Origin of the sequence: Lentzea sp. NPDC058436, from assembly GCF_042721515.1 — a bacterium.
Lineage (GTDB): Bacteria > Actinomycetota > Actinomycetes > Mycobacteriales > Pseudonocardiaceae > Lentzea.
Genome location: NZ_JBHXLF010000007.1, coordinates 197456 through 219117, shown reverse-complemented (window position 1 = coordinate 219117; position 21662 = coordinate 197456). Strand labels below are relative to the sequence as shown.

The following is a 21662-nucleotide window of genomic DNA, read 5'->3' as shown; positions in this document are numbered from 1 at the left end:
GAAGTCGGCAGGCCGTTCACGGAGCGGGGTTCAGTACTGCGGCTGCTTGAGCAACGAGTCCTGCCCGGCGATCTCCGGCTGGTACACCTGCTCGTCCCACGCCTCGGCCGGCACCGGCCGCAGCGCGATGGAGACGACGTTCTCCTGACACCCGAAGGCCTCGGTGATGGCCGAGGTCAGCGCGGTCGACAGCGCTGCCTCCTGCTCCGGCGAGAGCGTGGCGGGGAAGTGCTTGACGGTCACGTGCGGCATTGCGGACCTCCTTGGACGGAACGGATGTGTTCGACGAGCGACTCGACGAGCGGGAGGCGGAGCATTCCGTAGTGGTCCGCCGGTACGTCCACATAGGACACGGAAGCGCGCACCGCCGGCCGTTCGATGAACGACGGCTGGTCGCCCACCGCGCGGAACACGGTGACCGGGGCCGCGATGGAGCGCAGCGCGAGGTCGCGGTCGGTGTGGTCGAAGCGGTACGTCTGGTGCACCACGCGCGCGATGCGGCGGACCAGGTCCGGGTCGAGGTCCAGGCGGGCGCTCACGAACGCGGTGAACGTGGCCTCGTCCCGGGTCGCGCGCAGGCACTCCTCCAGCAGGTCGCCGGAGACCGCGCCCGCGAAGACGGAGAACAGGATCGTGACATAGCCGCGGCTGCGCCAGCTCGGTGTCCGGTCGGCGCCGCCCGCCCTCGGGTTGCCCGGCGCGATCAGGAAGAGCTGCTCCACGCGCTCCCCGTCCCGCTCCAGCTGGTGGGTCGCCTCGAACGCGACGCGCGCGCCGAACGAGTAGCCCCACAACGTGTACGGGCCCCTGGGTTGCCTGCGGCGTATTAACTCCAAGTCGCGCGCGGCCATCTCGCCGATCGACGGGTACGCGGTCTCACCCGCGTTCACGCCGTGCGCCTGCACGCCGTAGAACGGGCGGCCCGCGCGTGCGGCCAGCTGGCGCAGGTTCATCGGGTAGCCGCCCAGGCCCGGCCAGCAGTACACGGGTTCCAGCGTGCCCGCGGCCGAGAGCCGGATGAGCCGCGACGCCGCGTCCGCAGTGTCGCCCTCCACGACCTTCGCCAGTGCCTCGACGGTCGGCGCCTCGAAGAGCACCTGCAGCGGCAGCGACAGGTCGAAGTCCCTGTTGATGCGGTTCACGAGTCCCACCGCCAGCAGGGAGTTGCCGCCCGCGGCGAAGAAGTCGGTCTGCACCGAGACCGTCTCGATCTTCATGAGCCTTCCCCAGATCTCGGCGATCCGCCGTTCGGTGTCGGTGCGGGGTTCGACGACGGGCTGGTCGGAGAAGTCCGCCGCCGCCAGGTCCGACTCGGCGAGGGAGCGCGTGTCGATCTTGCCGTTCGCCGTGTGCGGCAGGCGGTCGAGCACGATCACCTTGTTCGGCATCATGTAGTCCGGCAGGAACGAGCGCAGGTCGTCGCGGATCAGCTCGGTCGGCCCCTTCATGTGCACCGCGTCCTCCTTCATGCCGCGGTGGCGGATCTGCTCCGCGCTGACCTTGCCTCCGATGAAGAAGTACGACGGGCCGACCGGCAGTCCCCGCTGCTCCAGCAACGACGTGAGCCGCCGGTGCGAGGGCAGGTCGTGGCCGCTCTTCGAGCTGTAGCCGGAGGACATGAGCCCCAGGCCGCGCACCGCCTGGTAGCGGTGCAGCACCCGGCCGAGCTCCAGGTAGGACAGCCAGTCCTGCCCGGTGCGGCTGACCAGTGCGACGCCGAACGCGGAACGTTCGTAGGCCTGCTGGTTGATGGCGATGACGTGCCTGCGTTCGATCACGCCGTCCGCGACCTGCTCGAAACCGTTCTCCGCGAACCGGTACAGGCCCGCCGGCAGACCGGGGACGCGGTCGCCGTGCGCCTGCACGTACACGTCCATGGGCTCCTCGGCCGGTTCCGGGAGCGCGGGCGCGAAGTCGAACGCGCCCAGGTAGTAGTCGTCGGAAGCGCATTCGAGGTGCGTCATGACCTCGGGCGCGTGCCCGGCCGCGCGGACGGTCAGCCCGTGCTGCGGCAGGATCTGCTCGAACAGGCCGACCATGTGCCCGGCCTCGATCTCCAGCACCTCCAGGATGTTGGTGCGGTACACCGGTTCGATGGCCCGCCGCCTGCCGACGAAGTGCACGCGGGCACGTGGCTCCTGACCGGCCGCCTTCGGCTGGATGAGGTACAGCCGGTGCTCGACCGGGTGGTAGTAGTAGAACCCCGGCTCCAGACCGAACAGACCGTCGACCTCCAGGTACAGCTGGGTGGCGTAGAGCGAGCCCGGCGAGGCGTAGCCGTACTTGGGCAGCAGCCGCTTGACGCTGTGGAACTGCCCGAAGTACCGCATGATGCGGCCGAACTCCTCCTGTCCCAACGAAGCCGGGTCACGTGAGGTCGTCGCGGTCGTGCGCGTCCGCAGCAGTTCGAGGACGTCGTTCCTGGTGACGTCACCGCCCTCGTAGAAGCGGTAGGTCTTGCGGGCGAACACGGTGCGGCGCTGAAGGGCCGTCGGCTCGCGGCCGGGCAGGTCGAGCGCCGGCTTGCCGCTCAGCTCACCGGACTCCCGGCACCCGAGGTTGGACAGCTGCGCGCGCAGCTGCACCCTGCCCTCCTTGGACTGGTGGTGCGCGCCGTGGCTGCCCTGGTCCATCAGGGCGGCCTCCTTGGGGTTCAGCTCGACGAACGCCAGGAGGTTCTGGAACCCCGTGCGCGGGTCGTCGCGCACCACCACGGCGGCGTGCTTGATCCACTCGTGCGTCTCCAGCGCGAGGCGGACCTCGTCGAGCTCGACCCGGAACCCGCGCAGCTTCACCTGGTTGTCCGTGCGGCCGACGAAGACCGCTGTGCCGTCGGGGTTCCAGTACGCCAGGTCGCCGGTGCGGTACAGCCGCGGCGAACCGAAGTCCTCCTGGAACGGGTTGTCCACGAACCGGTCCGCGGTCAGGTCCGGCTTGCCGAGGTAGCCGCGCGCGAGCTGCAGCCCGCCGATGTACAGCTCACCGATCTCGCCGATGGCGACCGGTCTGCGGTCGCCATCCAGGACGTAGTACTGCGTGTTGAGCACCGGTGCCCCGATCGGCACGGTCGGCGGGCCCTCCGCGACCACGGCCGGGTCCACCCGGTGCGACGACGAGTTGATCGTGCACTCGGTGGGCCCGTAGAGGTTGACCAGCTCGCGGTCGGGTAACTCGGCGAAGAACCGCTGGGCGAGTGAACGGGACAGCGCCTCACCGCCGCAGAAGACCTGCCGGAGCGTTGTGCACTCGGTGATCCGCTCGGTGTCCACAATGGCCTGCAACAGCGTCGGCACACACTGCAGCGTCGTCACGCCGTACGCCTTGATGGTGTCCACGAGCCCTTCCGGGTCCCGGTACACGCCGGGCGCGCCCATGACGATCGTGCTGCCGCACGCGGAGGCCAGGATCTCCCACTGGGCCGCGTCGAAGCTCATCGGTGTCTTCTGCAGCACGACCCTGCGCTGGTCGATGCCGTGCGTCTCGGCGAGCCAGGTCATCTGGTTCACGATCGCCCGGTGCTCGATCATCGCGCCCTTGGGCTTGCCGGTGCTGCCGGACGTGTAGATCACGTAGGCAAGGTCCCCCGGCGTCGGCGGTGCCGGCGGGCCCTCGACGGCGTCGATGTCGTCGATCACCACGACGGTGATCCCCGGCGGCACCATGCGGCGCAGCTTGCCCGCCAGTTCCCGCTGGGTGAGGACGAGCTCGCCGCCGAAGTCCTCGACCATGTACCGCAGCCGGTCCTCCGGGTACTCCGGCGCCAGCGGGAGGTAGGCGCCGCCGCCGTGCAGCACGCCCCAGGCGCCGACGATCAGGTCGGACGACGGGTGCACGAAGAGTCCGACGCAGTCGTCCTCCCGCACCCCCAGGGTCCTCAGGTGGGCGCCCACCGCCGCGGCACGCGCGGAGAGCTCCGTGAACGTCAGCCGCTCGTCGCCGTGCACCACCGCGATGTCGTCACCGCGCAGGCGAACCTGCTCGTCGAGCAGGTCCACCAGCGTCCGGTCCGGCAGATCCCGCAGGGTCCGGTTGAACTCCCGCGTGTGCGCATCGGCGTCCAGCAAGGCGCGTTTCACGTCGACCCCCTTCGTTGCAGCGGCCCTTCTCCCTGTCAGGTTCAGAAAGTCCGCTGTCGATGCGCTATCGGTCCGGTATGGACGGCGGAGAAGCGGAAACGCCCGGCGGGAGAACCCGCCGGGCGTTTCGGTCCACAAAGGAGTGTCAGGCCGGTTGTGGAACCGGCGCGGCGATGCGCACCGCGTCCTGCGGCAGCCTCGGCTCCAGGCGCACCAGGGCGAACGCGGACGCGGTCACCCCCGCGGCGAGCACGAGCCACATGCCCGTCGCCGAGAACGTCATCAGCCACGTCAGGACGGCCGGTGCGGTGGCGGTCGGGATCGCCCAGGAGAACTGGTACACCGACAGATGACGCCCGCGCGTCTCGGCCGGTGCCGCGGACGACACCAGTGCCGAGGCGGTCGCCCCGTGCATCAGCTCTCCCAGCGTGAACAGCGCCGTGGCCGCGAACGCGCCGGCCAGCAGCACGGCCGTCGACGACGACACCACCCCGAGCGCCGCGAACACGACGAACGACACGCCGATCACCACCGCGCCCGCGGCCGTGGTCCTGGTGCGCTGGTACCGCACCAGGTACCGGGTGACCGGGATCTGCAGCAACGCGATCCCGATGGTGTTCACCGCGTACAACGTGCCCACCAGACTGGTCGGCGCGCCGAGCTGCGTGGTGATGTACACCGGCAACGCCACCGCCAGCACCATGTATCCGAAGGCGATCGGCACGTTCAAGGCGGTCAGGGCGAGGAACGGCTTGTTCGCCAGCACCGTCCGGTACCCGCCGCGCGCCAGCGTTCTCACCTGGGGCGCCACCGGCTGGTACCGGATGGAACCGACGATCACCGCCGCCAGCACGAACGCGAGGCCCGTGCCGAGCACGATCACCTGGTACGCCGCGTCACTGCCGAGCGTCAGCGCGCCGGCCGCGACCAGACCACCGGCGCCGAGGCCCGCGTTGCGCAGACTCCGTTGCGCGGCAAGCAGCTTGTCGCGTTCCGCGCCCTGGGCGATGTCGGCCACCAGCGACTGGATCGACGGCGAGAACGAGCCGTCACCGACCGCCACCAGCGCGACGGCGAGGAACATGCCCAGCGCCGAGTCCACGAACGGGTAGAGCCCGAACCCGAAGGCCCGCAACAGATACCCGCCGACGACCACCGAACGCGCGCCGAACCTGTCCACGAGCACACCCGAGATCGGGTTGCCCACCAACGCGAACAGCGCGCCCGCCGTCATCAGCACGCCGACCCGTTCGATCGGCAGCCCAGTGACGTGGTGGAAGTACAGCAGGGACAACGGCAGGTACATGCCCGCGCCGGTCGCGTCGACGACCATCCCGGTCAGGTACCGGGTCTTCCAGCCGTTCATCGCCGGTCCTTCCTCCGCTGCTCGGGAATCCGCGGTGCGGGCCGCTGCACGCGGGCACCGCTGGGGTTGGCGACGACGAGCACCAGGTCGACGGGGTTGAGGACGTCCATCTCCGGCAGAGTGTGCTTCTTCACGACGATCCCTCCTGGACTATGCGGGTCTGGGTCTCGAACCTGACCCCGAGCGCGCGCAGGCGGGACTCCGCCTCCGCCCGGTCGGCGCCGGTGGCCACGGCGGCGAGCAGGAAGTCCGCGGACCCCGCCGCCGGTGGGATGACGTCGCCGACGGCCGCGTAGCGCCAGAACCGCGCCACCCAGGACTCGACGAGCGTCGACGGCAGCGCCTCCACGAGACCCGGCCGCTTCATCATCAGCACCTGCCCGGACATCCGGGCGGGTGTGGGCGGAGGCCCGCCAGCGAGGGTGTCCGCGAGCAGCGGCAGGGACAGGCCCAGCTGCGCGCGCGTCAGGTACTCGCCGTGGTTGATGCCGAAGATCGCGGCACCGACCTCGCGGATCTTGGCCCCGCCGGTCCTGGCGGCGATCTCGCACACCACGAGCCGGTCGTCGGGCGTGTGGAACACCTCGGCGTGGAAGGCGTGCTCCAGGTGCCGGTCCGACGTCCGCAACGCGGTCACCGCGCGCTCGGTCAGGTCCAGCAGCCGCACCGACAACGGGTCCGCCACGTCGAGCGTCAGGTCGACGCGCGCACCCGGATCGGAGCCGAACGACGAGAGCGAGTACTGGTACTGCGACGCCCACGCCAGCACGACGCGCCCGCCGACGACCAGGCCGTCGACGTGGCACATCCGGCCCGGCACGAACGACTCCACGAGCGCGGGCCCCTTGAGCTCCAGCGGTTCCGGCCCGTGCAGCACGCGCAGGCCGATCGAGTTGAACCCGGCGACGTCCTTCACGACGACCGGGAACCCGTGCTCCGCCGCGAACTCCTCCACCTCCGCGGCGGTCGAGACCACCGCGTGGCGCGCGACCTCGATCCCGGCGGCGACGAGCATCCGCTTCATGACCGACTTGTCGCGGTACGGCACGGTGTCCGCGGTCCACGCGCCGTCGAGGCCGAGTTCTTCACGGACCCGTGCCGCCACCAGCAGGTCGGCCTCGTGGTGCGCGATGACATGGGTGACGTCGAACTTCCCCGCCAGCTCCAGCGCCTGCTCGAAGACCAGGTCCTCGTCGTGGAAGTCCGGCACGACCTCGAGGTGCGTCAGTCCGAGGTGATCGTCCGGTTCCCGCTCGCCCGCGCCGATGATCCGGTCGCGGGCGGCCAGGACGACGACGTCGGCGTCGTACCCGGCCAGCCACTCGCGGTACGGGAACGGTTCGAACGGGTTGCGGTGGATGATGAGGAGGCTCATGCCGGCACCGCCTCCACGACCTCGGCGGCACCCGCGCGCACGACGGTGCCGTCCTCCGTCTCGACCTGGATGTCGATCACCGACTCGATCAGCCTGGCGCCGTTCGCGATGGCGTCGTCCGCGTCGAGACCGGTGACCGCGACCAGCCCGAGCCGGTCCCAGTTGTCGCGCAGGGAACGGACCTCGTCACCGGGCTTGGCGCTCACCCGCACCACCAGGGCCACGGGTGCGGCGGCAGCGGCCTCGACACCGGAGACCGACACGACGCGGCCGGGTGTCCCGACGACGAACCGGGTGCTCGCGCCCGCGTGCGCCACGGGGCGTTCCGGGAGCTCGGGGACGAGCCCGAACGGCCAGCCGACCGAGTACGCGATCAGGTCGATCCCGTAGGCGCCCTCGACCAGGTCGGTGATGGCGTCGCCGGCGACCCGGTTGTGGCTCTCGATCACCGCCACCCCGCGCGAACCGACCCTGACCTCGGTGTGCGCGACGCCGTCGCGCAACCCCATGGTGGTCAGGAAACTCGGCACCGCCGCGCGGATCAGCTCCTCGTCGGCCTCGCTCATCCGCGCTGGCACGACGTGCCCGACCTCCGCGAACGACCGCGGGTCGACCCACTTCTCCGTCACCGCGACCACGACGTGGCGCCCGTTGAAGCTGAACGTCTCGACGCTGTACTCCGCGCCGTCGATGTAGCGCTCCATCAGGAACTCGCCCAGCAGGAACAGCGTCGAGACGCGGTCGGTGCGGGTCCCCCGCAGCCGCGACACGTGCTCCCAGGCCCGTTCGAGCTCGTCCGGCCCCTCGACCTTCAGCACCCCGATCCCGGCGGTCGCGTCCGTCGGCTTGACGATGAACGGGAAGCCGTGGCGTGCCGCGTAGGCGTCCAGGTCGCCGCGCTCGGCCAGCCGCGCCGCCGGCACCGCCGAGGGGTCGTGCAGCGCCAGGTGCGCCCGCATGGCGAGCTTGTCGCGGAACAGCCGGGTGACCTCCAGACCGGTGCCGCCCAGGCCGAACCTGTCGTTGATCCGGCCCGCGTTGTCGAGCCCCGGTTCGGTCAGCGACAACGCGACGTCGAAGCCGTGGAGGTCCCACAGCTCCTCGGCCACCGGCTCGACCTCGGACCAGCTGGTGAAGTCGACGACCCTGACGACGTCGGCGGCCTCCTCCTGGATCGCCGAGATCTTGGTCGGGTGCTGCAGGAGCAGCACCGTGATGCCGAGCTCCTTCGCCTTGACGACCGTGTCGTCGGTTCCTCCGACCAGCAGCAGCGTGCTCATCGGTCCGCTCCCCTCGTGATGCCGTCCGACGTCAGCACGCTCAGGTAGCGCTCACCGGTGTCGGGCAGGATGGTGACGATCGTCTTGCCTTCGTTCTCGGGCCTCTCCGCGACGCGCAGCGCGCCGAAGGCGGCGGCACCGGACGAGATCCCGGCGAGCACACCGGCCTGCCGGGCCAGCCACAGCGCGGTGTTCGCGGCGTCCTGGTCGGTGACCGTCAGCACGTCGTCGATCAGCGCGACGTCCGTGGTGTCGGCGACGAACCCGCCGTTGAGGCCGGGGATGGCGTGGCTGCCCGCGTACCCCCGCGACAGCAGCGGGGATCCCTCCGGCTCCACGCCGACGGCCTGCACCAACGGGTTCTGCGACTTGAGGTAGGCCGCGGTGCCGCAGAGCGTGCCGCCCGTGCCGATGCCGGCGACGAGGACGTCGACGGTGCCCGCCGTGTCGGCCCAGATCTCCGGCCCGGTGGACTCGAAGTGCGCGGCCGGGTTGTCGGGGTTGGCGTGTTGCTGCGGGAACCACGAGCCGGGCGTCGCCTCGTGCAGCTCCTTCGCCCGGTCGATACAGCCCTGGTAGCGGAGCTCCGCCGGGGTCAGCTCCACCCTCGCCCCCAACGCCTGGAGCAGTCCGATCCGCTCACGGGTGGCGTTGTCGGGCAGCACGATGACGCACCGGTAGCCGCGGGCGGCGCTCAGTGCGGCCAGCGCGATCCCGGTGTTGCCGGACGTCGCCTCGATGACGGTGCCGGATCCGGGGGTGAGCAGGCCGTCGCGTTCGGCGCCGCGCAGCATCCACAGCGCCGCCCGGTCCTTGACGCTGGAGCCGGGGTTGGCCGACTCCAGCTTGGCGAACACCGTCGCGTTCGCGGTGGGCAGCCGCAGCAGTGGTGTGTTGCCGACGAGGTCGTCGATGGACTCGGCCACCCGCAGGCCGCCCAGGGTCGTGGTCATGACGCCGTCCTCCGGATGGTGTGGCTGGTGGACACGGCCGCTGTCGGCGCGAGCGCCGCGGCACGGCCGGGAACGTCCCTGACGACGAGTGCGCAGGCCCCGATGACGGCGTCGTCGCCGACGCTGATCGGGCCGAGCACGGTGGCACCGGTGCCGAGGACGACGTTCCTGCCGATCTCGGGGTGCCTGCGTTCGCCGGACGGGCGCAGGTTGTCGCGCCACCAGCCGACCGCGCCGAGCGTCACCTGGTGGTAGATCGTCACGTCGTCACCGACGACGGCCGTCTCCCCGATGACGACGGCGGTGCCGTGGTCGATGAACACCCGGCGGCCCAGCCGCGCGCCGGGGTGGATCTCCACCCCGGTCGTGGCGCGCACGAGCAGCATCAGTGCGCGCGCGCTCAGCCGGAGTCCGCGGTTGTGCAGGCGATGCGCGACGCGATGGGCCCACATCGCGGGCAGCGCCGGGTGCAGCAGTCCCTCCACGTGGCCGCGGATCGATGGATCCCGTTCGACCACGGTGTCCCAGTCCTCGCCGCACAGGCGCAGCAGTCCGAGCTCCTTGCCCGGTGCCGGCGCGGCTGTGGTGACCCGCTCCATAGTGAGGGCCTCCTCCCATCCGTCGGTTGTCAGCAACCTCAGGGTGGGCGGAGGCCCTTTGTGTCGGCTTTCGGCAGCGGGACGCTGACCGATAGCGGATCGATAGAGCTAAATCGCCTGGTCAGACGGCACGGGACGGCTGCGCTGAGCCCAGGCGACCGCGGGACCGGTCGCCAGCGCGGCGGCGAGGAAGAGCCCGCCGAGCGCGAGCCAGCCCACGGCACCGCCGTCGATGACCAGCGCGGTCAGCGCCAGCGGGCCCAGAGTCCTCGCGACCGCGATGCCGCTGCCGAAGAACCCCTGGTACTGACCCTGCTTGCCCTCGACCGCGAGACCGAAGCTGATCTCCCAGTAGCCGGAGGCCAGCATCATCTCGCCCGCGACCTGGAGCACGGCGCCCGCCGCGAGCACCACCGCCGCGACCCACGCCGCCTGGTCGCCCGACGAGAACGCGAACACCACGCACGCGGCGAGGAGGAACAGCCCCGACAGGCGCACGATCCGGACCGCGCTGGCGAGGTCGTGCACCTTGTTCGCCACCGTGACCTGGAACAGCACCACGGCCACCGTGTTGATGACCATCAGCACGGACACCATCCAGCGCGGTGCCCCGGTGTGCCCGACGACCCACAGCGGCAGCACGACGCTCAACAACGGCATGTACAGCATCAGCACGGAGTTCAGCGCCGTCAGCACCGCATACGGACGATCACGCAGCACCACGAGCACCGGCTCGCCTTTCTCGGCCCTGGCGACCCCCGGAACGCGAGGGAGGCGTCTCAACACGAGTGCCGCAGCCAGGAATGTCGCGGCGTCCAGCGCGAACGCGATCAGATACGCGGCCTCGGTGTCGAACTGCAGCGCGACACCGCCGATCACGGCGCCGATCGCGATACCGGCGTTCGCCGTCGACTGCATGTACGCGCGCGCCTTCGTCCGACCGGCCGCGTCGACCACACCCGCGAGAAGTGCCTGACGGGCAGCTACCAACCCGCATTGGCAAATCGTATAGATGCACGCCACGACCAGAAACGCGGGGAACGAACGCACCAGCGCGAATGCCGCGACGGCAATCGCCGTGGCCGTCGCGAGCGCCACCGCCACGCCACGCGGACCACGCCGATCGGCCAAATGCCCGAGCGGGACACTCGCAAACGTTCCCAGCGTCCAACCCACGGTAAGACCCAGGCCCACCTGCGTCGGCGTCAAGCCGACTATTCGGGTGAAATACAGGACTGAACAAACATAATAGGCACCATCACCAATCGCATTGGTCAGCTGCGCAACGGCCAAACTATGAGACGGCCCTGCTGGGGGGAGCAATTTTCTTAACATCGCGCTCCTTTTTCCTCGTCACATGACATCATCACTCGGGGACAGTCGGCACCGTGAGCGGATCGTCAACATCGGCTCACGGAGCGAACGCATGTCCGGTTCATTCAGAACCGAAGAGACAAATCGGACTGCAGTGGCGGGCAGTTGAGGGGCGGACCAGTAATGCTGAGACTTCTGGGACCAGTGGAACTGGTGGTGGACCAGCGCTCGCTCGATCTGGGCGGGCCTCGTCAGCGGGTGGTGCTGACGATGCTCGGCCTCAACGCCAACCGCGTCGTCCCGGTCGACCAGCTCATCGACGCGGTGTGGAACAGCTCCCCTCCCTCCACCGCGAAGGGCCAGATCCAGATCTGCATCTCGGCCCTGCGCAAGGTCTTCACCGACGCCGGTGTCCCCGACGCCATCCGCACCAGACCGCCCGGTTACATCCTGGAGATCTCCGACGACGGCCTCGACAGCCTCCAGTTCGCCGCGCTCGTCGCGCGCGCCAGGGAGGAGAGCGACGCCGGCTCCGGCGAGGTCGCGGCCGCCACCCTGCGCACCGCGCTGGCGCTGTGGCGGGGGTCGGCGCTGTCCGGCGTCGCGAGCGACATGGTCCAGCGCGCCGCGCTGCCGCTCGACGACCAGCGCCTCGCGGCCGTGGAGGAACGCATCCGGCTCGACCTCATGCTCGGCAGGCACGAGGAGATCTGCGGCGAGCTGCGCACCCTCGTGCACGACAACCCGTTGCGCGAACGGCTGCACGGCTTCCTCATGCTGGCCCTCTACCGCGCCGGCAGGCAGGCCGACGCGCTCGAAGTCGGTCGCGCCGCACGCACCGTGCTGATCGAGGAGATCGGCATCGAGCCCGGCCAGGAGCTGCAGGACCTCGAACAGGCCATCCTCAACCGCTCCCCCTCCCTCAACGCCCCGCCCGTGCGCCAGAAGGCCGCGGCGGGCCAGGCCGCTCCGCCCGCGGCCGAGGCGCCGGCGACCATCCCGCACCAGCTGCCCGCGAGCATCACCGACTTCACCGGGCGCGACGACCTGATCGAGGTGCTGCGCGCGGGACTCGCGACCGAGTCCGACGAGGCCCGTTACGCCGTGCCCATCATGGCCATCTCCGGCAAGGGCGGCGTCGGCAAGTCCAGCATCGCGGTGCGGGTGGCGCACGAGGTCGCCGGCCGGTTCCCCGACGGCCAGCTCTACGCCGACCTGCGCGTGCACAGCGGTGACGACCGGACCGCGAAGCTGCTCGCCCGGTTCCTGCGGTCGCTGGGGGTGCCCGGCACGGCGGTGCCCGACGACGTCGACGAACGCGTGGAGCTCTTCCGCAGCAAGGTGTCCGGCAAGCGGCTGCTGCTCGTGCTGGACGACGTCACCAGCGAGGCGCAGGTGCTGCCGCTGCTGCCGGGCAGCGCGTCCTGCGCGGTGATCACCACGAGCCGGGCGCGGCTGTCCGGGCTGCCGGGCGCCCAGTGGTTCGACGTGGACGTGTTCGACGTCGACCAGTCCGCGGACCTGCTCGCGCGGATCATCGGCCAGGAACGGGTGAACGCCGAACCCGAGGCGGCGGTCGAGCTGATCACGTTCTGCGGCGGCCTGCCCCTGGCGCTGCGCATCGCGGGGGCCCGGCTCGCGTCGCGGCCGCACCTGCGCATCGACGGACTGGTCCGCAGGCTGCGCGACGAGGCGCGGCGGCTCGACGAGTTCGAGCACCACGGGCTGGAGCTGCGGTCCAACATCGGCCTGACCTACAAGGGCCTCGCCCCGGACGCCCAGCGGTTGTTCCAGCTGTTCTCGCTCATCCGCGCGCCCGAGTTCCCCGCGTGGACGGCGGCCGCGCTGCTGGACATCGACATCTACGACGCCGAGGACATCCTCGAAAGCCTCGTGGACGCACAGCTCGTCGACACCGTCGAGTACGCCGACGCGACGGCCCCGCGCTACCGCTTCCACGACCTGATCCAGGTCTACGCCAGGGAGAAGCTCACCGAGTCCACCACGCAGGAGGAACGCACCGAGGCCCTCGGCCGGCTGCTGGGCGCGTGGCTCGCGCTCGCCGAGGAGGCGCACCGGCGCGAGTACGGCGGCGACTACACGATCATGCACGGCAAGGCTCCCCGCTGGGCGGACGCCACGTGGGCGAACGTGGGCCTGACCGCGAACCCGATCGACTGGATGGAGAGCGAGCGGCGCTCCCTCGTCGCCGCGGTCCGCCAGGCGGCCAAGGCGGGGATGGACGAGCTGTGCTGGGACCTCGCGCTGACGTCGGTGACGCTGTTCGAGTCCAAGGGCTACTTCGACGACTGGCTGGAGTGCGCGCGGACCGCCGAGTCCGTCGCCAGGGTCGCGGGCAACGACATCGGCGTCGCGGCGATGCGGTACTCGCTCGGCACGCTGCACATGTTCCAGACCCGCCTGCAGGAGGCCGCGCAGTGCTTCGGCGAGGCGCTGGCGGGGTTCCGGGCGGCGGGTCACGAGCACGGCCAGGCCTTGGTGCTGCGCAACGACGCCCACGTCGACGGACTGCGCGGCGACGTCGGGTCGATGCTCGTCAAGTACGGCGCTGCGCTCGTGACCATGCGCGCCTCCGGCGACCGCATCGGTGAGGCGCACATCCTGCGCAGCCTCGCCAAGCACCACCTGGAGGAGGGCGACACGACCACCGCGCGGGCGCTGCTCGACGACGCTGTGGGCATCACCCGCGAGGTCAACTGCCTGCGCGCCGAGGCCCAGGTGGAGCACCGCGTGGCCGAGCTGCACGTGGTGACCGGCCAGATCGACCAGGCGCGCAAGTCGCTGCACCGCGTCCTGCAGATCGTGCGCGACACCGGCGACCGCATCGGCGAGACCTACGCCCTCTACAGCCTGGGTGTGGTGCGGCACAAGGAAGGCCGCCTCGACAACGCCGAGACGACCCTGGTGCACGCGCTCGACCTGTCCCGCAAGATGGGCGAGCGGCTGATCGAGGCCAAGACGCTGTACTCGCTGGGGCAGATCGCACTGGCCCGCGGCGGCGGCACGGCAGGCACCACGCACCTCGAACGCGCGCGGCAGCTGTTCGAGGACCTGGGTTCGGCGCTCTGGCAGGCGAAGACCCTTCTCGCGCTGTCCGAGGCCTACGACGCCGGCGACGACGCGCTGGTGGCCGTGCTCCGCGCGGCCGAGCTGCTCACGCCGATCGGTTCCAAGGAATCCGCTCAGCTTCTGGCCGAAGTGGAAATGACCCGCGCCGCGCTCTCCTCTTCCGTGTGACAGCGCGATCCGGAACGTTGAATTCAACGTTCCGGGTCGCGCCGTCGCGCGGTCGCTGGTTTTGTTCGTCAGCATTTTTTTCCTGATCACCAGTGCGTGTCTTCGACGCAGACCTGGAGGTCGGCACTCCAGTGGGTGTCCTGGGGGCAGTCGTTCGGTCCCTGAACCGTGACGACGCCGTTCTTCCAGTGGGTGTCAGCGGAGGCAGTACCGCTCGCGATTCCGAGGATGGCGATCGTCGCGATGAAGACGGAAACCAGCGTCGAGGCGGCGGACTTGCGGCTGGCGAACATTTCTACCTCCGGTTTTGTCGGGGGCGTTCCCCCTGGCTGACACCAGTTCAGCCACCGGCTCCTTCGGTCCTCGTTCCGTCCGCCATCGAGGTGCCTTAACCCGGTCGATAGAACCTTGAAAGTCGATCGACAGCCCCGCCCTGCAACGTTCGTCCCGTCGAGTTCAACGAACACGGGAGGGACCGGCGATGAACGCCACGACGCTCCGCCTCAGCAACGACGACCTTCGACACGTGGTCGAGGACGCCGACGCGGTTCAGGCGATGGCGACGGCGCTGATCGCCCGGTCCGCCGGCCGCGAGGACCTCACCGGCCTCGCGGACGAGGGTGCCGCCGTGCACGACGACGGCGAGACCGCGATCTACGAGACCGCGCAGGACCGGCAGCTGTGTGCGATGTCCGCCGCCGGCCTGCGTGAGTACCGGCTCGCGGTGCTCACCGCGCTGGCGACCCGCCACCTGGTGGTGCCCGGAGTCGTGACCGCCTCGGTCATCGGCTCGGGGCTCGCGCTGGAACTGCAGCTCACGATCCTGCGCACCCACGTCCCCAACGTCAGCCACATAGCTGTGGCGACGCAGGGGAACCAGCCGCCCGACCGGGCGGTGCTCGACCGGCTCGACCGCGACGGCATCGGGTTCTCCCTGGTGGAGACCCCCGCCGACGCGATGTTCGGCGCCAACCTCGTCGTGCTGGCCGGGGCCACCCGGCTCGGCGCGCTGCGGCTGGCGAAGGGCGCGGTGCTCGTCAACACCACCGGTGTCGACCTGCCCGTCGCTCTGCTCGACGGCGTGCACGCGGTCTTCGTCGACGACCAGGAAGGCCTCGCCGACAGCGACCGGACGTTCGTCAGAACCCACCGGGCAACGCGCAGGGGCGGCCGAGGACACAGGTCCCCGTCCGTCGTCGCCGACCTCGGCAGGGTGCTGGCGGGCGAACACCCCGGCCGCACAGACCACGACCACGTCCTGCTCGTCGAGCTGATCGGCGGCGGGACGGAGCTCGACCCCGTCCTCGCGGGCCGCATCCACCAAGCCGCCGCCGCGGCCGGACTTGGAACCTTCGCTGACAACTGATTCCACCCGAGAAATGTCCGTTCGCGGCGAGCAGCCGATACCCAAGGAGCCGACCATGTCCGTGTCCCAGTCCCACTGCGAGTTGCGCATCGTCCCTTCCTGCACCTCGACTGCGCAGTCCGGTCTGCGCAGCTGCGACCAGTGCCGCCAGGCCCTGCGTGACGAGCTGCGGGCACTGCCCGGACTGCACGAACAGTGCGCCCAGTCGCTCACTCCGGGTCGTCGGCCCGAGGTCGTGCAGATCAGGAACACCCGCGTGCCCGGCGGCATGAGCCTCAACCTGACCGCGGTCTCGGTGCGCACGAGCATCCTCGGCGTGCTGGCCTCGTGGTCGTCGATGGTCATCGAGGAGACCGGCACCATGAAACCGCCCTCGCGGCGGGTGCACGTGCTGTCGACGTTCCTCTACCGCAACCTCGACTGGATCCTGAACCACGAGGTGGCGCAGGACTTCGCCGAGGAGATCACCGACCTGGCCGACGCGGCGCGCGCCGTGCTGGACCCGTCGATGAGCGAGCGCCTCGACCTCGGCCCCTGCGGCGAGGCCGGCTGCAACATGACCGTCTACGCGGCGATCGGCTCCGGCGCCGACGCGGGTGCGCACGCCGCCTCCTGCGGTGCAGGCCACCACCTCTCGGCCGGCCAGTGGCTGCTGCTGGAGGAGTCCGACGACGCCCAGCAGCACTCCGCGCAGGGGACCGTGGCATGAAACAGCGGACGCGCGGGCGGACCGTGCCGACCGACCTCGCGGCGCTCGCCGCCGGGGTCTCGGCCGCCACCATCCGCAAATGGGCCAGCCGCGGAAAGCTCACCCGGTACGGCAGTCGGAACAGGGCCGAGTACAGCCTCGACGAGTTGCGTGAGATTCTGCGCGAGAACGCAGCGAGAATTGCATCCTGAGAAACGGTCACGAACAGGGTCCTTCCATATGGGAGGGCCCCTGTTCGCGTTCCCGAAAACAGGCGAAAAACTCCACAGCGAATTTCTCGAACAAAGTGTTGACCCACCCTCGCCGGGATGTCACGCTGTTCTCGGGGCACCGCTTTGCCCACACGGTGGACAGACAGCGATACTGACCCCGATTCCTTTCCTCCCACGCGACTGGATGCGCGTTGTGGAGATGACTGCACTCACTTGATTCTTTGTTTGGAGCGCCGCCATGTCCGAACCGTCGTTACCGAGAGCATTCATCCTGGCCGGCTCCTTGCTGGCCGTCTGCCGCGCGCCGCGTTATCTCGCGGAACTGCGCGAGCGCGGACTTCGGGTATTGCTGATCACCTCGGCGAACTGGCGAGCCGAGGCGGAGCGGGTGGCCGGGGACTCCGGCCACCCGCTCGCGGGCGTCGAGGACATCGCGTTCGTGGACGGTGGCGTGCGCCACGAGGGATCGCTCATCGCCGGCCCGATCGCCGCGGCGCTCGCCTGGCGCAGCCGGTACGACGTCGTCGGCGCCTACGCGGTCGGCGAGACGATGGTGGAACCGGCAGGGCTGATCGCCGACGCGCTCGGCGTGCCGGGACCGGGCCTGCGCGCCAGCCGCGTGTGCCGCAGCAAGTACCTGCAGCGCTGGTACCTGCCGGAGTTCAGCCCGCAGGTGGCCTTCGCCGGTGACGACCTGTCCGGCGTGCGGTTCCCGGCGGTGGTCAAGCCGTCCGGCCGGCACTCCAGCTCCGGCGTCGTCACGGTGACGGACGCCGAGTCGCTGCGCGCCGAGCTGGCCGCGTACGGCGAGCAGGAGACGGTGCTCGTCGAGGAGAAGATCGTCGGCCCGGAGTACTCGGTGGAAAGCCTTGTGCAGCACGGGAAGGCCATCTTCGCGTCGGTGACCCGCAAGGACACCAACGACCACGACGGCAGGCACTTCGTGGAGCTGGGGCACACGGTGCCGAGCGACCACGCGGCCGTGACGGAGCTCCTGCTGGACGCCAACCAGGAGGTGCTCGACCGCCTGGACGTGCGCGACGGGATCACGCACGCCGAGTGGCGGGTCACCGCGAACGGGCGGCCGGTCCTGATGGAGATCGCGGCCCGCCCTCCGGGTGACGGCCTGTGTGCGCTCTACGAACTGGCCACCGGCCGCCCGCTGGAGAGCGAGGTGCTGCGCATCGCGCTCGGCGAGCACGCCGACTACCCCGCGCCGCACCGCTACACGCGGCAGGTCTACCTGGAGCACCCCGAGGGAGTGCTCGACGACGTCCTCGTGGACTGGCCCGGCGTGCGCGTCGAGTGGGTCGGCGAGGCCGGTGTCTGGGAGCAGCCCGAACCGCTGCCGGCGGACGCTCCCGCCACGCTGCACGCCGTGCACGTGCACGCCGAGCGCGGCGCCGTGCTGGGCCCGATCACCTGTTCCGAGGACCGCTCCGTCACGTTCCTCGTCGACGCGCCCACCGCGGCGGAGCTCGACGAGATCACCGAACGCGTCCGGCGCGCCATCGACATCCGCACGACGACGACAACACCCGAGGAGGCGTCGAGATGAGCAACCTGCTGATGGTCATGCCGTACCGCGCCTACCTGGCCAAGGCGAAGGCCGAGGGCTTCCGGGTCGGTGCCGTCTGGGACCCGAAGGTGGCGGTCGAGATCTTCGGCGGGCTCGCCGACCGGTACCTCGACGACGTGCGGGCGCAGGCCGACGCGTTCTGGGAGGCCGACTTCGCCGACCCGGCGGGCTACGAACGCGTGCTGCGCGAAGCGGCGCGGGAGTTCGGCGCGGACCTGATCTGCCACGTCGGCCAGGAGGAGAGCATGGGCCTGGCCGTCAGGGTCGCGCAGGACCTCGGTCTCGCGGCGAACCCGGCGGAGTCCGTGCACAGCCTCAACGACAAGGTCGCGCTGCGCCGGCTGCTGGACGAGCACGGCCTCTCCCCCGTCCGGCACGCGGACGCGCCCGACTGGCGGTCGGCCGCCGCGCTGCTGCCCGCCTTCGAGCTCCCGGTCGTGGTGAAGCCCACGCAGCTGTCCGGCAGCCGCGGGGTCGTGCTGGTGCGCGACCTGGCCGAGTTCGAGACCTGGGGCGCCGCGCTGGACGAGACCGGCTACACCGGTCCCGTGCTGGTCGAGGAGTACCTCACCGGCCAGGAGTACAGCGTGGAGACGGTCAGCGCGCACGGCAGGCACCACGTGATCGGCGTGACGCACAAGAGGCTCGGCGCGCCACCGCTGTTCGTGGAGGCCGGCCACGCCCACCCCGCGCCGGAGTCGGCGGACACCGACGCCATCGGTGCCGTGGTGACGGCGATGCTCGACGCCGCCGGGTACCTCACGGGTCCGGCGCACACCGAGCTGCGCGTCACCCCGGCCGGGCCGCGGATCATCGAGTCGCAGGCCCGGCTGGGCGGCGACCGGATCCCGCGACTGGTGGAGCTCGCCACGGGGATCGACCTGGAGCGCGCGGTGTTCGCCGCGCTGGCCGGACGTGACCCGGCGCCGCGCACGCGCCACGACGTGGCGTGGATCCACTACTTCGCGCTGCCACCGGGTGTGCTGCGGTCGGTGGGCGGCCTCGACGAGATCCGGGCGCTGCCCTACGTCGACGAGCTGTCGTTCCCGTTCGAGCCCGGCGCGCGGGTGCCGTTCACCGTGGACTGGCGTTCGCGCCACGGTTTCGTGGTCGTGTCCGCCGCCTCGCACGAGGAGGCGGCACGGCGCGTGACGAACGTGGAAGCGCTCCTGCAGGTGGCCGTGGACGGTCTCGCGGAGGTGACGACATGAACCTCAGAACGCTGCAACCGAGCCTGCGGGTCCGCATCGGCGTCGGGTTCGTCAACCGGCTCGTGGACTCGATGATCACGTCGTTCATGGCGGTGCACCTCGCACTGGCCTGGGGCGTGGCGGCCGCCGGCCTGCTGCTGATCGTCGTGGTGGCGCTCGGCGTGGCCGGAATGCTCTTCGGCGGCCACGTCGCGGACCTGCACGGCAGACGGCGCACGCTGCTCGCCGCGGAGGCGGGCGCGGCGGTCACGTTCGGCGTGATGGCGCTGGCCGACTCGCCGGTGCTGTCGAGCGCGCTGCTGGTGTACCTGGCCTACGTGGCGAACAAGTTCGCCGCCAGCGTCGCGCTGCCGGCCAACGACGCGATGATCGTGGACCTGACCTCGCCGGAGACGCGCAAGGGCGTGTACACGATCAACTTCTGGGCGACGAACCTGGCGCTCGCCATCGGCGCGCTCGCCGGCGCGGCGCTCTACTCGCGGTTCGCCGTGGTGCTCGCGGTGGCGACGGGAGCGACGCTGGCCGTGCTGGCCACGACGTACTTCCTCATCGCCGAGTCCAAACCGGACACCGGTGTCGTCCGTGAACGCCCGCAAGGGGTTCGCGCGGTGCTGCGGGAGTTCGGCGAGGGCTACCGGCTGGTGCTGCGCGACAAGCTGTTCCTGCGGCTCATGGTCGCCGGGACGCTCACGCTCGCCGTCGAGTTCCAGCTCGTGAACCACATCGCGGTCCGCCTGGCCACGGACTTCCCCTCGCAGCACCTGCTGTCGTGGGCGCCCGCCGTGGACGGGGTCGGGATGATCGGCCTGCTGCGGGCCGAGAACACGATCCTGGTCGTGATTCTGGCGTTGTTCTCCACGGTGCTCTTCCGCGGGGTGTCCGACCGGACCGGCCTGTACCTCGGCACGGCGTTGTTCGCCGGCGGGTACGCGGTGATGGCGGTGAGCACGTCCGGCTGGATCCTGATGGCCGCCGGCCTGGTGTTCACGGTCGGCGAGCTGATGAGCGTGCCGGTCAAGCAGGCGCTGCTCGCCAACCTGGTGCCGGACCACAGCCGCACCCGCTACATGGCCGTGTACAACCTCAACATCCGTGTCGCGCAAGGACTCGCGGCCGCCTGCGTCACGCTCGGCGCCCTCGTGCCGGCCTGGGGCATGGCCGCGCTGTACGTCGCGCTCGGCGCGGTGATCGTGTGGCAGTACAGGTTCGTCCTGGCCGGCAGGCCGGTCGCCGAGCAGGTGGGAGTGCCCTCATGATCCGTCCCGTCGTCGAGTCGCTACCGACCTTCAAGCCGGGCCCACCGGTCGTCTCCCCCTCGGGCGAGACGTTCCTGCTGGCCGCCAACGAGTCCGCGGACGGCCCGCTGCCGTCGGTCACGGCCGCGATCTCCCGCGCGGCCGCGGACGTCCACCGCTACCCGGACTACACCTCGGCCGAGCTGGTCGGCGAGATCGCCTCGTCGCTCGGCGTCGGCACCGGTCAGGTCGCGGTCGGCTGCGGGTCGTGCGGGGTGATCGCGAACCTGCTGTCCGCGGTGGAGGAACCCGGCGGCGAGGTCGTGTTCCCGTGGCGGTCCTTCGAGGCCTACCCCACGATGACCAAGCTCGCCGGCATGAACCCGGTGCCCGTGCCGTTGCTCGACAACCGGCACGACCTGCCCGCCATGGCGGCCGCGGTGACGCCGCGGACCCGCGCGGTGATCGTGTGCAACCCCAACAACCCCACGGGGACCAGCGTCCGCCGCGCCGAGCTGGAGTCCTTTCTGGACTCACTGCCGCCGGACGTCCTGGTGCTGCTGGACGAGGCGTACTTCGAGTACGTCCGCGACCGGGAGTCACCGGACGGCCTGACGCTGCTGGCGGGACGGCCGTCGCTGGCCGTGGTGCGCACGTTCTCCAAGGCGCACGGCCTGGCGGGCCTGCGGGTCGGCTACCTCGTCGCGGACGAACGGCTCGCGGGTGCGGCACGCACGGCCAGCCTGTCGTTCGGTGTGAACCGGATCGCGCAGGCCGCCGCCGTGGCGTCCCTGCGGGCGGGCGACGAGCTCACCGCCCGCGTCGAGGCCACCGTGAAGGAGCTGGCCCGCGTCCGGGCCGCGTTGCTCGACCAGGGCCGCACCGTGCCCGAGTCCGAGGCCAACTTCGTGTGGCTTCCCCTCGGTGAGGAGTCGGTCGCGTTCGCCGCCACGTGTGCGGCGGCCGGGGTGGCCGTGAGGGCCTTCCCCGGCGAAGGCGTCCGGGTGTCGATCGGTGACACCAGGGCCAACGACGCCTTCCTCGCGGTGGCGGAGCACCACTCCCGCTGCCACTAGGGCTGTCGTCAGGGCGCTCGTGCCGAGGTGGGCTTCGCACGAGCGCCCTGACG

The 21662-nt window shown here is 70.7% G+C and carries 18 protein-coding genes; 8 read left to right on the top strand and 10 right to left on the bottom strand.

All coding sequences use genetic code 11. The features are described 5' to 3' along the window. Positions 1 to 30: 30 nt before the first annotated feature. From ACFWN2_RS26135 to ACFWN2_RS26095, 9 genes are all read right to left on the bottom strand, one after another. Complete coding sequence (locus ACFWN2_RS26135; RefSeq protein WP_382431601.1) at positions 31 to 252, bottom strand: tautomerase family protein; 222 nt, start codon at positions 250 to 252, stop codon at positions 31 to 33. Continuing rightward, positions 240 to 4076, bottom strand: a complete 3837-nt coding sequence (locus ACFWN2_RS26130) for an amino acid adenylation domain-containing protein (RefSeq protein ID WP_382431599.1) — start codon at positions 4074 to 4076, stop codon at positions 240 to 242. Before ACFWN2_RS26130 ends, ACFWN2_RS26135 begins: the two co-directional genes overlap by 13 nt. Before the next feature lie 145 nt (positions 4077 to 4221). Then, positions 4222 to 5442: an MFS transporter gene (locus tag ACFWN2_RS26125; protein WP_382431597.1), complete on the bottom strand. Its 1221-nt coding sequence runs from the start codon at positions 5440 to 5442 to the stop codon at positions 4222 to 4224. Beyond that, entirely contained in the window at positions 5439 to 5576 is a 138-nt protein-coding gene (locus ACFWN2_RS26120; RefSeq protein ID WP_382431595.1) for a hypothetical protein, read from the bottom strand. The genes ACFWN2_RS26125 and ACFWN2_RS26120 overlap by 4 nt, the downstream gene beginning before the upstream one ends. Continuing rightward, positions 5573 to 6817, bottom strand: a complete 1245-nt coding sequence (locus tag ACFWN2_RS26115; protein ID WP_382431593.1) for an acetyl-CoA carboxylase biotin carboxylase subunit family protein — start codon at positions 6815 to 6817, stop codon at positions 5573 to 5575. The genes ACFWN2_RS26120 and ACFWN2_RS26115 overlap by 4 nt, the downstream gene beginning before the upstream one ends. After that, positions 6814 to 8097 carry an ATP-grasp domain-containing protein gene (locus ACFWN2_RS26110; protein ID WP_382431591.1) on the bottom strand — a complete coding sequence of 428 codons (1284 nt, stop codon included), beginning with the start codon at positions 8095 to 8097 and terminating at the stop codon, positions 6814 to 6816. The genes ACFWN2_RS26115 and ACFWN2_RS26110 overlap by 4 nt, the downstream gene beginning before the upstream one ends. Beyond that, positions 8094 to 9050 (bottom strand): PLP-dependent cysteine synthase family protein, encoded by a 957-nt coding sequence (locus tag ACFWN2_RS26105; protein ID WP_382431589.1) that lies wholly within the window; start codon positions 9048 to 9050, stop codon positions 8094 to 8096. The genes ACFWN2_RS26110 and ACFWN2_RS26105 overlap by 4 nt, the downstream gene beginning before the upstream one ends. After that, positions 9047 to 9649, bottom strand: a complete 603-nt coding sequence (gene epsC / locus ACFWN2_RS26100; protein ID WP_382431587.1) for a serine O-acetyltransferase EpsC — start codon at positions 9647 to 9649, stop codon at positions 9047 to 9049. The genes ACFWN2_RS26105 and epsC overlap by 4 nt, the downstream gene beginning before the upstream one ends. Before the next feature lie 108 nt (positions 9650 to 9757). Beyond that, entirely contained in the window at positions 9758 to 10984 is a 1227-nt protein-coding gene (locus ACFWN2_RS26095) for an MFS transporter (protein WP_382431585.1), read from the bottom strand. 162 nt (positions 10985 to 11146) lie between these two features. Here ACFWN2_RS26095 and ACFWN2_RS26090 point away from each other — a divergent pair, with 162 nt between their 5' ends. Beyond that, complete coding sequence (locus ACFWN2_RS26090; protein WP_382431583.1) at positions 11147 to 14221, top strand: BTAD domain-containing putative transcriptional regulator; 3075 nt, start codon at positions 11147 to 11149, stop codon at positions 14219 to 14221. 86 nt (positions 14222 to 14307) lie between these two features. On the opposite strand, the gene ACFWN2_RS26085 is transcribed toward ACFWN2_RS26090, so the two are convergent. After that, positions 14308 to 14514, bottom strand: a complete 207-nt coding sequence (locus ACFWN2_RS26085) for a hypothetical protein (RefSeq protein WP_382431581.1) — start codon at positions 14512 to 14514, stop codon at positions 14308 to 14310. A 188-nt stretch (positions 14515 to 14702) separates the two neighbouring features. Here ACFWN2_RS26085 and ACFWN2_RS26080 point away from each other — a divergent pair, with 188 nt between their 5' ends. From ACFWN2_RS26080 to ACFWN2_RS26050, 7 genes are all read left to right on the top strand, one after another. Then, on the top strand, positions 14703 to 15587 hold the full coding sequence (locus tag ACFWN2_RS26080) for a hypothetical protein (protein ID WP_382431579.1): 885 nt from the start codon (positions 14703 to 14705) through the stop codon (positions 15585 to 15587). 55 nt (positions 15588 to 15642) lie between these two features. Beyond that, complete coding sequence (locus ACFWN2_RS26075) at positions 15643 to 16296, top strand: hypothetical protein (protein ID WP_382431577.1); 654 nt, start codon at positions 15643 to 15645, stop codon at positions 16294 to 16296. Next, complete coding sequence (locus ACFWN2_RS26070) at positions 16293 to 16487, top strand: hypothetical protein (protein WP_382431575.1); 195 nt, start codon at positions 16293 to 16295, stop codon at positions 16485 to 16487. The genes ACFWN2_RS26075 and ACFWN2_RS26070 overlap by 4 nt, the downstream gene beginning before the upstream one ends. Before the next feature lie 259 nt (positions 16488 to 16746). Continuing rightward, a complete protein-coding gene (locus tag ACFWN2_RS26065) occupies positions 16747 to 18066 on the top strand; it encodes an ATP-grasp domain-containing protein (RefSeq protein ID WP_382431573.1) in 1320 nt (439 codons plus the stop codon). Continuing rightward, positions 18063 to 19298, top strand: coding sequence for an ATP-grasp domain-containing protein (locus tag ACFWN2_RS26060; RefSeq protein ID WP_382431571.1), 1236 nt, complete (start codon positions 18063 to 18065; stop codon positions 19296 to 19298). Before ACFWN2_RS26065 ends, ACFWN2_RS26060 begins: the two co-directional genes overlap by 4 nt. Then, positions 19295 to 20554 carry an MFS transporter gene (locus ACFWN2_RS26055; protein ID WP_382431569.1) on the top strand — a complete coding sequence of 420 codons (1260 nt, stop codon included), beginning with the start codon at positions 19295 to 19297 and terminating at the stop codon, positions 20552 to 20554. Before ACFWN2_RS26060 ends, ACFWN2_RS26055 begins: the two co-directional genes overlap by 4 nt. Beyond that, positions 20551 to 21609 carry a histidinol-phosphate transaminase gene (locus tag ACFWN2_RS26050; protein ID WP_382431567.1) on the top strand — a complete coding sequence of 353 codons (1059 nt, stop codon included), beginning with the start codon at positions 20551 to 20553 and terminating at the stop codon, positions 21607 to 21609. The genes ACFWN2_RS26055 and ACFWN2_RS26050 overlap by 4 nt, the downstream gene beginning before the upstream one ends. Positions 21610 to 21662: the final 53 nt, after the last annotated feature.

What these genes read in the sequence shown, in the direction of transcription:
- ACFWN2_RS26135 (WP_382431601.1), bottom strand. Translation starts at nt 252, where the DNA reads ATGCCGCACGTGACCGTCAAGCACTTCCCCGCCACGCTCTCGCCGGAG.
- ACFWN2_RS26125 (WP_382431597.1), bottom strand. Translation starts at nt 5,442, where the DNA reads ATGAACGGCTGGAAGACCCGGTACCTGACCGGGATGGTCGTCGACGCG.
- ACFWN2_RS26115 (WP_382431593.1), bottom strand. Translation starts at nt 6,817, where the DNA reads ATGAGCCTCCTCATCATCCACCGCAACCCGTTCGAACCGTTCCCGTAC.
- ACFWN2_RS26110 (WP_382431591.1), bottom strand. Translation starts at nt 8,097, where the DNA reads ATGAGCACGCTGCTGCTGGTCGGAGGAACCGACGACACGGTCGTCAAG.
- ACFWN2_RS26105 (WP_382431589.1), bottom strand. Translation starts at nt 9,050, where the DNA reads ATGACCACGACCCTGGGCGGCCTGCGGGTGGCCGAGTCCATCGACGAC.
- epsC (WP_382431587.1), bottom strand. Translation starts at nt 9,649, where the DNA reads ATGGAGCGGGTCACCACAGCCGCGCCGGCACCGGGCAAGGAGCTCGGA.
- ACFWN2_RS26095 (WP_382431585.1), bottom strand. Translation starts at nt 10,984, where the DNA reads ATGTTAAGAAAATTGCTCCCCCCAGCAGGGCCGTCTCATAGTTTGGCC.
- ACFWN2_RS26090 (WP_382431583.1), top strand. Translation starts at nt 11,147, where the DNA reads ATGCTGAGACTTCTGGGACCAGTGGAACTGGTGGTGGACCAGCGCTCG.
- ACFWN2_RS26085 (WP_382431581.1), bottom strand. Translation starts at nt 14,514, where the DNA reads ATGTTCGCCAGCCGCAAGTCCGCCGCCTCGACGCTGGTTTCCGTCTTC.
- ACFWN2_RS26080 (WP_382431579.1), top strand. Translation starts at nt 14,703, where the DNA reads ATGAACGCCACGACGCTCCGCCTCAGCAACGACGACCTTCGACACGTG.
- ACFWN2_RS26075 (WP_382431577.1), top strand. Translation starts at nt 15,643, where the DNA reads ATGTCCGTGTCCCAGTCCCACTGCGAGTTGCGCATCGTCCCTTCCTGC.
- ACFWN2_RS26070 (WP_382431575.1), top strand. Translation starts at nt 16,293, where the DNA reads ATGAAACAGCGGACGCGCGGGCGGACCGTGCCGACCGACCTCGCGGCG.
- ACFWN2_RS26065 (WP_382431573.1), top strand. Translation starts at nt 16,747, where the DNA reads ATGTCCGAACCGTCGTTACCGAGAGCATTCATCCTGGCCGGCTCCTTG.
- ACFWN2_RS26060 (WP_382431571.1), top strand. Translation starts at nt 18,063, where the DNA reads ATGAGCAACCTGCTGATGGTCATGCCGTACCGCGCCTACCTGGCCAAG.
- ACFWN2_RS26055 (WP_382431569.1), top strand. Translation starts at nt 19,295, where the DNA reads ATGAACCTCAGAACGCTGCAACCGAGCCTGCGGGTCCGCATCGGCGTC.
- ACFWN2_RS26050 (WP_382431567.1), top strand. Translation starts at nt 20,551, where the DNA reads ATGATCCGTCCCGTCGTCGAGTCGCTACCGACCTTCAAGCCGGGCCCA.